Genomic DNA, 9,002 nt, shown 5'->3' with positions numbered 1-9,002 from the left:
CGGTCGGGCTTTCGTCTCGCCAGCATCTTCACGCGGCGCGCGGGCGGCGGGGGCGCGGCGTTCCGGCTTGTCGAAGCTCTTGCGCGGCGCGCGTTCCGGGCGGTCCATCGAGGGCTCGCCCTCCAGCCGCCGCATGGTCACGCCCGCTTCCAGGTCGATCCCGGCGCCGAACTTGCCCGCGACCGCCTTGCCGATCTGCACGAAGGTCTCGTCCTCCTGCACCCGGATCGCGCCGATCTCGTTCTTGGTGATGTCGCCCGCGTCGCAGATCTTCGGCAAGAGCCAGCGCGCTTCGGCCCGGCCCGACCGGCCGACCGACACGGTGTACCACACCGCCTCGCCGAATTCCGCCCGCTCGCGCGGCTTCGACGGCTCGGCGGCCGAACCCACATCCTGCAGCTCCTCCGGGGCCGAGCGCCCCTCGCGCCACATCTTCACGAAGGCCGCCGCCACCTGCTCGGCGCCGAAGCGCTCCAGCAGGGTCGCGCTCATCGCCATCTCGTCGCCCAGATCGGCCCCGAGCAGCGGGTGCTCGAGAATGCGCTGGTCGTCCTTTTCCTGCACCTCATCCGCCGACGGCGGCTTGGCCCATTCGGCCACGACCTTGGCGCCCTGCAGCAGACGCTGCGCCTTGCGGAACTCCGACGGCGCGACGATCAGCGCCGAGACGCCCTTAGACCCGGCCCGGCCGGTGCGGCCCGACCGGTGCAGCAGCGTTTCCGAGTTCGACGGCAGATCGGCATGGATCACCAGATCCAGCCCCGGCAGGTCGATGCCGCGCGCCGCCACGTCGGTGGCGATGCAGACCCGCGCCCGCCCGTCACGCAGCGCCTGCAGCGCATGCGTCCGCTCCTGCTGGCTCAGCTCGCCCGACAGCGCCACGACCTGAAAACCGCGGTTGCCCATGCGGGCCAGCAGATGGTTCACCGCCACGCGGGTCTTGCAGAACACGATGGCCGAGCGCGCCTCGTAGAAGCGCAGCAGGTTGAAGATCGCATGTTCGCGGTCGCGGGCGGTGACGTTCAGCGCGCGATATTCGATGTCGACATGCTGCTTGGCCTCGCCGGCCGTCTGCAGCCGCAGCGCGTCGCGCTGGAAATCCTTCGCCAGCTCGGCGATCGCCTTCGGCACCGTGGCCGAGAACATCAGCGTGCGGCGCTCTTCCGGCGCGGCCTGCAGGATGAACTCCAGATCCTCGCGGAAACCGAGGTCCAGCATCTCGTCGGCCTCGTCCAGCACCGCGGCGCGCAGGCCCGAAAGGTCGAGCGAGCGGCGCTCGATATGGTCGCGCAGACGGCCCGGGGTGCCGACGACGATATGCGCGCCGCGCTCCAGCGCGCGCTTCTCGGTGCGATAGTCCATGCCGCCGACGCAGGTGGCGATCTTGGCGCCCGCCTCGGCATAGAGCCAGTCCAGCTCGCGCGCCACCTGCAGCGCCAGTTCGCGGGTCGGCGCGATGATCAGCGCACCCGGCACGTCGGCGAACAGCAGACGGTCGGCGCCCTGCAGCAGTTCCTGCGCGATGGCGATGCCGAAGGCCACGGTCTTGCCCGAGCCGGTCTGCGCCGACACCAGAAGGTCGCGGCCCGCCGCTTCTTCGGCCAGAACGGCGTCCTGCACCGGGGTGAGGGACTCATAGCCCTTGGCTGCCAGTGCCGCTGCCAGCGGCGCGGCGATTTCGATATGTGTCATGTAATTCTGCCTAGAAAGGGGGACGCGCCATGCGTCCGGGTTTACCGGCGCCCATTCCCCTTCGCGGTCGGGCCTCCTCGCCCACCGCCCCGGACTCTCGGGCCGTAGCGGGCCTCCTACAGCATAAGCCCGGCGATGTATAGGCGCCGGAGCAGAACCGGTGAAAGCCGGGTCACCCTCCACTGCGGCAAGCGCCGCACGACTTGCCTCTTGGCCTTTTGCAGAGGCATGCGCATATAGGGCGCAACAGTCAGACGGAGGGACCCCATGTTCGGATTTGGCGACAAGACAGCCCCCAGCCCCGCCCCGCAAGGCGACCTGATCAAGGACACGTCCGAAGCGACCTTCATGAAGGACGTGATCGAGGCGAGCCGCGAGGTTCCCGTGATCGTCGACTTCTGGGCGCCCTGGTGCGGCCCCTGCAAGACCCTCGGCCCGCAGCTCGAAGCCGCGGTGAAGGCGGCGGGCGGCAAGGTCCGCATGGTCAAGGTGAACGTCGACGAGAACCAGATGATCGCCGGCCAGCTGCGGGTCCAGTCGATCCCCACCGTCTTCGCCTTCTACCAGGGCCAGCCGGTCGACGCCTTCCAGGGCGCGCTGCCGCAATCCGAGCTGAAGAAATTCGTCGACAAGATCGCCGCCTTCGCCGGTGACGGCGGTCTGGGGGAGGCGCTTGAGGCGGCCGAGCAGATGCTGACTGAAGGCGCCGTGCTCGACGCGCTGGAAACATTCGCCGCGATCCTCGGCGAGGAGCCGGAGAATGCCGCGGCCTATGGCGGGCTGGTGCGCTGCCACCTCGCCTCGGGCGATCTCGACCAGGCGCAGGCGCTGGCCGACGCCGCCCCCGCCGCCATCGCCAAGGCCAAGGAGATCGAGGCCGCCCGCGCCCAGATCGAGCTGGCCCGGCAGGCCGCCAAGGCCGGCCCCGAGGCCGAGCTGCGCGCCGCGGTCGAGGCCGATCCGGCCGACAACCAGGCCCGCTTCGACCTGGCGCTGGCGCTGCATGCCGGCGGCAAGGTCGAGGAGGCGGTGGACCAGCTGCTGGAACTGTTCCGCCGCGACCGCGAGTGGAACGACGGCGCCGCCCGGGCGCAGCTGTTCATCATCTTCGAGGCGCTGAAGCCGCAGGATCCCATCGTGCTGAAAGGCCGTCGCCGGCTGTCCTCGATGATATTTGCCTGACCCGGCGCGCGGGCTAGGTTGCCCCCCATGATGAAGAGAGCCGACCTCCCGGATACAATTCCGGTCTTCCCGTTGCCGGGTGCGCTGCTTCTGCCGCGCGCCCGTCTGCCCCTGCACATCTTCGAGCCGCGCTATCTGCAGATGCTGGACGACACGATGAAGACCTCGCACCGGCTGATCGGCATGGTCCAGCCGCGCGAAGTGCCGGGCGGCGCCGAAAAACGCCTTCACGCCATCGGCTGCGCCGGTCGCCTCACCGGCTTTTCCGAGACCGAGGACGGCCGCTACATGGTCACGCTCTCCGGCATCTCGCGCTTCCGCGTGGTGGCCGAGGTGCAGGGCTTCGCCCCCTACCGCCGCTGTTCGGTGGACTGGGCCCCCTTCACCCGCGATCTCGGCGGCACCGAGGACGACAAGGGCTTCCGCCGCGCACCCTTCCTCGATCTTCTGGGGCGCTACTTTGCCGCGATGGAACTCTCCACCGACTGGGGTAGCCTGAAGGAAGCGGAGGAAGAGCTGCTGATCAACTCGCTGTCGATGCTCTGCCCCTTCGACCCCGAGGACAAGCAGGCCCTGCTGGAGGCGCCCTCGCTGGAAACCCGGCGCGAGACGCTGGTGACACTGATAGAATTCGCCCTCCGAAGCGGAGATGGGCAAGAGGTGATGCAATGACCGGAACCGTATTCGACCGCCGCATGCTGGAGGCGCTGGTCTGCCCCGTCACCCATGCGGTGCTGAGCTATGACGCCGAAAAGCAGGAGCTGGTGTCGAAGGCCGCCTCGATGGCCTTCCCGATCCGCGACGGCATCCCGATCATGCTGGTCTCGGAAGCGCGCGAACTCTGAGCAAGCCGCTTGGGGCTGGCGCCGGGGAGCTTCGTGCCCCCCCAGCGGCCACGGGCCGCGCGTTCTTCGCTGAAACCCTGCCGCCGGCAGGGTTTCCGGGCGCTCAGAACCCCTGCGGGATATTCGAGCCAAGATGAAAGCAGCAGGCTGATTATATCGGCTTGCCCTGCAAGAGCTTCGGCAGATCGCCGGTCAGCCCCGCGGCCTGCCGGATGAACCCGCGCCGCAGGTTCGGCATGGCGTTCACCAGCCCCATTCCCAGATCGCGGCCCAGCCGCAACAGCGGGTTGTCGTTGGAGAACAGCCGGTTGACCGTATCCATCCCCAGTGCCAGCGCCGTCGCGTCGAACCGCCGCCAGCGCTGGTAGCGCTCCAGCACATCCGGCGCGCCGATATCCTCGCCGCGCCGCGCCGCCAGCGTCAGCACCTCGGCCAGCGCCGCCACGTCGCGCAGCCCGAGGTTCAGCCCCTGCCCGGCGATCGGATGCACCCCATGCGCCGCATCGCCCACCAAAGCCACGCGCGGCGCGATGAAGCTGTTGGCGAGGCTCAGCGACAAGGGATAGGTGAAGCGCGTCCCGGCCAGCGAGATCTCCCCGAGGAAATCCCCGAAGCGCGGCCGCAGCGCCGCGAGATACTCCGCATCCGGCAGCGCCTGGATCGCGGCGGCGGCAGCCTCGCTCTCGCTCCAGACGATGGAACAGAGGTTCCCCGGCAGCGGCAGGATCGCCAGCGGGCCGGAGGGCATGAAATACTGATGCGCGATGCCGTGATGCGGCTTTTCATGCGCGATGGCCGTCACCAGCGCCGTCTGGCCGTAGCCCCAGCCGCTGCGCTTGATGCCGGCGCGCTCGGCCGTGCCGCTGCCGCGCCCGTCGCAGCCGATCAGCAGCCGCGCCGCGAGGCTGCGCCCCGAGCCCAGCGTCACCGTCACGCCGGACGCCGTCACCTCCTGCGCCACCACGCTCTCGCCCGACAGGAGCGTGATGCGCGGGTCGGCCTGCATCGCGGCGAGGAAGGCCGCGTAAAGATGCCGGTCCTCCAGCATGAAGCCCATCGGGCCTTCCTCGATCTCGGCATGATCGAAGGTCAGGAAGAAGGGCGCGGGGCCGTCGCCCGCCTGATCGCTGGTCTTGATCTGCAGGATCGGCTGGCTCTTCGCCGCCACCGTCTCCCAGATGCCGAGCATGCCCAGCAGTCGTTTCGAGGCGATGGCCAGCGCATAGGCGCGACCATCGAATCCGGCCTCGGCGCGGGCCGGGGCAGGGCGGGCGTCGACCACCGTCACGGTGAAGCCGGATTGCGCCAGCGCGAGGGCCAGCGCCGGGCCGTTCAGCCCGCCTCCGGCGATTAGAATATCGGCATCATGGGTCATGGCCTAGATATGGCGGGCCGGGCGGGATTGTCCACAGCGCAGAGCGCCGTTACCGTTCGGACAAAACAGGGGGACATGCGATGAACTGGCTTTACATGACGGCGGCGGATCTCGGGCGCGGCATCGCCGATGGCTCGATCCATGCGGTGGAACTGACCGAGGCCTATCTCGACGCCATCGCCGCCCATCCCGAGGCCGGTCGCATCTATGCCCGCACCACCCCCGACCGCGCCCGCGACGAGGCGATGGCCGCCGCCGAACGCGCCAAGGCCGGGCTGCGGCACGGCCCGCTCGATGGCGTGCCGGTCTCGTGGAAGGACCTGTTCGACACCGCCGGCGTGGCGACCGAGGCCGGGTCGGCGCTGCTGGAAGGCCGGGTGCCCGAAGCCGACGCCGCCGTGCTGCGCACCGCCACCGCGCAGGGCCTCGTCTGTCTGGGCAAGACCCACATGTCGGAACTGGCCTTCTCCGGTCTCGGGCTCAACCCCGTCACCGCGACGCCGCCCTGCATCAACGATCCCGCCGCTGTGCCCGGCGGCTCCTCCTCCGGCGCCGCGGCCTCGGTCGCCTTCGGGCTGGCGGCGGCGGGCATCGGCTCGGATACCGGCGGATCGGTCCGCATCCCCTCCGCCTGGAACGATCTGGTCGGGCTGAAGACCACCCCCGGCCGGCTGTCGCTGGAAGGCGTGGTGCCCTTGGCCGAGACCTTCGACACCGTCGGCCCGCTGGCCCGCAGCGTCGAGGATTGCGCGCTGCTGCTGGCGGCGCTGGAGGGCGGCCGCGCCGCCGACCTGCGCGGCGCCAGTCTCCAGGGCCAGCGCTTCCTCGTGCTGGAAACCGTCGCCCTTGACGACCTGCGCGACGCCCCCGCCCGCGGCTTCGACGACGCCGTGACCCGGCTGGAGGCCGCCGGGGCCGTGATCACCCGCGCCAAGATCCCCGAGGTGACCGAGGCGCTGTCGCTGGCCGGCATCCTCTTCACCGCCGAGGCCTATGGCATCTGGGGCAAGACCATCGAGACCGCGCCGGAAAAGATGTTCCCCCGCATCCTCGAACGCTTCCGCTCCGGCGCCGATTTCCGCGCCTCGGACTATGTCGCGGCTTGGCGGCGGATGCACGAGCTGCGCCGGATCTGGGCGCAGAAGACCGCCGCCTATGACGCGGTTCTGGTCCCCACCTCGCCGATCCTGCCGCCCGAGGCGGCGCGGCTGATGACCGACGACGCCTATTACGTCGCCGAAAACCTGCTGGCGCTGCGCAACACGCGGATCGGCAATCTCTTCGGCCTCTGCGGCCTCAGCCTGCCTACGGGTCAACCGTCCTGCGGCATCAGCCTGATGGCCGGGCCGGGCGAGGAGGAACGCCTTCTGCGGCTGGGATTCGCCGCGGAACGCGCGCTCGGCTGAGGGCGAAAAGACACAACACCGCCGGTCAAGCCGCGGCATCGCCGGCGTTTTTCTGGACCCCCGGGGACATTCTGTCTATCCTGCGACAAAGCGGGGCGACACGACTCCGCAGATGAGGCAGCAATGGTATTTCCGCAGCGGTTTTCGAACCTGCCAGATTACGCATTTCCGCGCTTGCGCACCCTGCTGGACGCCCATGCGCCCGGCGGCGAGGCGATCGCCATGACCATCGGCGAGCCGCGTCACCCGATGCCGGACTTCGTCGGCCCGGTGCTGGCCGATTCGCTGGCGGAGTTCGCGATCTACCCGCCGAACGACGGCACGCCCGAGCTTTTGGGCGCGATCTCCGGCTGGCTGCAGCGCCGCTACGGCGTCGATCTGGCGCAGAACCGGATCATGGTGCTGAACGGCACCCGCGAGGGGCTGTTCAACGCCGCCGTTGCGCTCTGCCCGGAGGAAAAGAACGGCAAGCGCCCCGTGGTGCTGATGCCGAACCCCTTCTACCAGGTCTACGCCATCGCCGCCTTGGCGCTGGGGGCCGAGCCGATCTACGTGCCGGCGACCGCCGCCACCGGCTTCCTGCCCGATTACGCCAGCCTGCCGAAAGACATCCTCGACCGGGTCGCCGTCGCCTATCTCTGCTCGCCCGCCAATCCGCAGGGCGCCGTCGCCTCGCGCGATTACTGGGCCGGGCTGATGGCGCTGGCCGAGCAATACGATTTCCGCATCTTCGCCGACGAATGCTATTCCGAGATCTGGCGCAAGACGCCGCCCGCCGGCGCCCTCGAAGTGGCCGAGGCGACCGGCACCGACCCCGAGCGGGTCTTCGTCTTCCACTCGCTGTCCAAGCGCTCCAACCTGCCCGGCCTGCGCTCCGGCTTCGTTGCCGGCGGGCAGCAGGGCATGGCGCGCATCCGCCAGCTGCGCGCCTTCGCCGGGGCGCCGCTGCCGCTGCCGATCCAGCGCGTCTCCGAACGGGCTTGGGCCGACGAGGCGCATGTCGAGGCGAGCCGCGCGCTCTATCAGCAGAAATTCGCCGTGGCCGATCAGGTCTTCGCCGGGATGCAGGGCTATCAGGGGCCGGAGGGCGGCTTCTTCCTCTGGCTGCCGGTGCCGGATGGCGAGACGGCGGCGCTGAAGCTCTGGCAGGAGACGGGGGTGCGGGTGCTGCCCGGGGCCTATCTGTCGCGCGACGTGAACGGGGACAACCCGGGACAGGGCTACATAAGGGTCGCCATGGTGGCCCCGATTGACGAAATGCAGCGCGGGCTCACCAGGCTCCGCGATTGCCTTTACGGGTGAGGTCGGAACGAATGGCATCCTATCAGGTCAGGCAACGCGATCCGCTTCTGGATCAGAACACGCAGGCGATGCTGGAGCGGCGCGGGCGCGAGCTGATGGGCGCGGGCCTGATCCTGGCCGGGGTGATCTTCGCGCTGATGCTGATGAGCTATTCGCCGGAAGACCCCGGCTGGATGGTCGCCACCGACGAGCCGGCGCAGAACATCCTCGGCCGCTTCGGCGCCGCCGTGGCCTCGACGCTGATCATCATCGGCGGCATGGGGGCCTGGGGCCTGCCGCTGGTGCTCCTGGCCTGGGGCCTGCGTTTCGTGCTGCACCGGGGCGAGGACCGCGCGCTCAGCCGGGTGGTCTTCGCCGTCATCGCCGTGGCGCTGGGCTCGGTCTTCGCCGCGACCCATGTGCCCGGCGCGGACTGGCCGCATTCCTTCGGCTTGGGCGGGCTCTTCGGCGACACCGTGCTGGGCGCCCTGCTGGAGGTGACGCCGCTTGGCGCCGCCATGGGGCTGAAGATGTTCTCGCTGCTGGCCGGCGCCGGTTTCCTGGCGATGAGCCTCTATGTCTGCGGCTTCGACATGCGCGAGCTGCGCGCCATCGCGCATTTCCTGCTGGTCGGGCTGGTGGTCAGCTACAACAGCCTGCTGATCCTCGTGTCCCGCGGCGCGTCCGGTTCGGCGCAGGCCGCCGTGGCGATGCAGGACCGCTATCGCCAGCACCGCGAGGGCCGCGCCGCCGTGGCCGAGGCCGCGGTGCGAGACGATCCGGTGCGCTACGGCGCCGCCCGGCAGGGCAGGGTGGCCGGGCAGGCCTCGGCCTTGGCCTCGCATGTCCCGGCCACGGGGGCGAAGGCCGCGGCGCTCAGCTTCCTCAGCCGGCTGAAGCCGCTTTCCGGCGGGTCCGAGCCCGAGCCCGAGGTGATCGAGGACTATCCGCAGGCCTATGGCCGCCCGGCCTCGCTGCGCGCCGACCAGTTGCGCGCGGCCCATGCCCGGCACGAGGCCGTCCGCGCCGAACCGATGCGCGGCGCCGATACGCTGCGCGCCGAGCCGCGCTATGCCGAGCCGGAGCCCGCGCCGGCCCGCACCGGCCTCCTGGCGCGCATGCCGCAGCTGATCCGCCGCGCGCCCGACCCGGAGTCGGAGCTGATCGAGCCCGCGCTCTCCTACGCCGCCTCCAACACCGACGGTCCCTCGGACGAGCGGA

General features: G+C 70.1%; 8 protein-coding genes. 6 read left to right on the top strand and 2 right to left on the bottom strand.

The window, feature by feature from the left end; all coding sequences use genetic code 11:
* On the bottom strand, positions 1–1,692 hold a 1,692-nt coding region (locus C5F48_RS19635), incomplete at its 3' end, for a DEAD/DEAH box helicase (protein WP_107665501.1).
* Positions 1,693–1,959: 267 nt separating this feature from the next.
* Here C5F48_RS19635 and trxA point away from each other — a divergent pair.
* Genes trxA through C5F48_RS19620 form a run of 3 tightly spaced genes read left to right on the top strand, consistent with a single transcriptional unit; the run spans position 1,960 to position 3,719 of the window.
* Positions 1,960–2,874: a thioredoxin gene (gene trxA / locus C5F48_RS19630; RefSeq protein WP_107665500.1), complete on the top strand. Its 915-nt coding sequence runs from the start codon at positions 1,960–1,962 to the stop codon at positions 2,872–2,874.
* Positions 2,875–2,901: 27 nt separating this feature from the next.
* The gene (locus C5F48_RS19625) at positions 2,902–3,546 is read left to right on the top strand and encodes an LON peptidase substrate-binding domain-containing protein (protein ID WP_107665499.1); all 645 of its coding nucleotides are present in this window, start codon (positions 2,902–2,904) and stop codon (positions 3,544–3,546) included.
* Positions 3,543–3,719 (top strand): Trm112 family protein, encoded by a 177-nt coding sequence (locus tag C5F48_RS19620; RefSeq protein WP_107665498.1) that lies wholly within the window; start codon positions 3,543–3,545, stop codon positions 3,717–3,719. The genes C5F48_RS19625 and C5F48_RS19620 overlap by 4 nt, the downstream gene beginning before the upstream one ends.
* Before the next feature lie 151 nt (positions 3,720–3,870).
* Here the strand turns inward: C5F48_RS19620 and C5F48_RS19615 are convergent, their stop codons facing one another.
* A complete protein-coding gene (locus C5F48_RS19615) occupies positions 3,871–5,094 on the bottom strand; it encodes an FAD-dependent monooxygenase (RefSeq protein ID WP_107665497.1) in 1,224 nt (407 codons plus the stop codon).
* An 80-nt stretch (positions 5,095–5,174) separates the two neighbouring features.
* Here C5F48_RS19615 and C5F48_RS19610 point away from each other — a divergent pair, with 80 nt between their 5' ends.
* The 3 genes from C5F48_RS19610 to C5F48_RS19600 form a co-directional block, all read left to right on the top strand.
* Complete coding sequence (locus tag C5F48_RS19610; RefSeq protein ID WP_107665496.1) at positions 5,175–6,500, top strand: amidase; 1,326 nt, start codon at positions 5,175–5,177, stop codon at positions 6,498–6,500.
* Positions 6,501–6,623: 123 nt separating this feature from the next.
* Complete coding sequence (locus tag C5F48_RS19605) at positions 6,624–7,802, top strand: aminotransferase class I/II-fold pyridoxal phosphate-dependent enzyme (RefSeq protein ID WP_107665495.1); 1,179 nt, start codon at positions 6,624–6,626, stop codon at positions 7,800–7,802.
* 11 nt (positions 7,803–7,813) lie between these two features.
* A partial coding sequence (locus C5F48_RS19600; RefSeq protein WP_181247735.1) for a DNA translocase FtsK 4TM domain-containing protein occupies positions 7,814–9,002 on the top strand: 1,189 nt, incomplete at its 3' end.

Source organism: Cereibacter changlensis JA139 (genome assembly GCF_003034985.1).
Classification (GTDB): Bacteria; Pseudomonadota; Alphaproteobacteria; order Rhodobacterales; family Rhodobacteraceae; genus Cereibacter; species Cereibacter changlensis.
The sequence above is the reverse complement of the archived record's forward strand: the minus strand, read 5'-3'. Positions and strand labels throughout refer to the sequence as shown.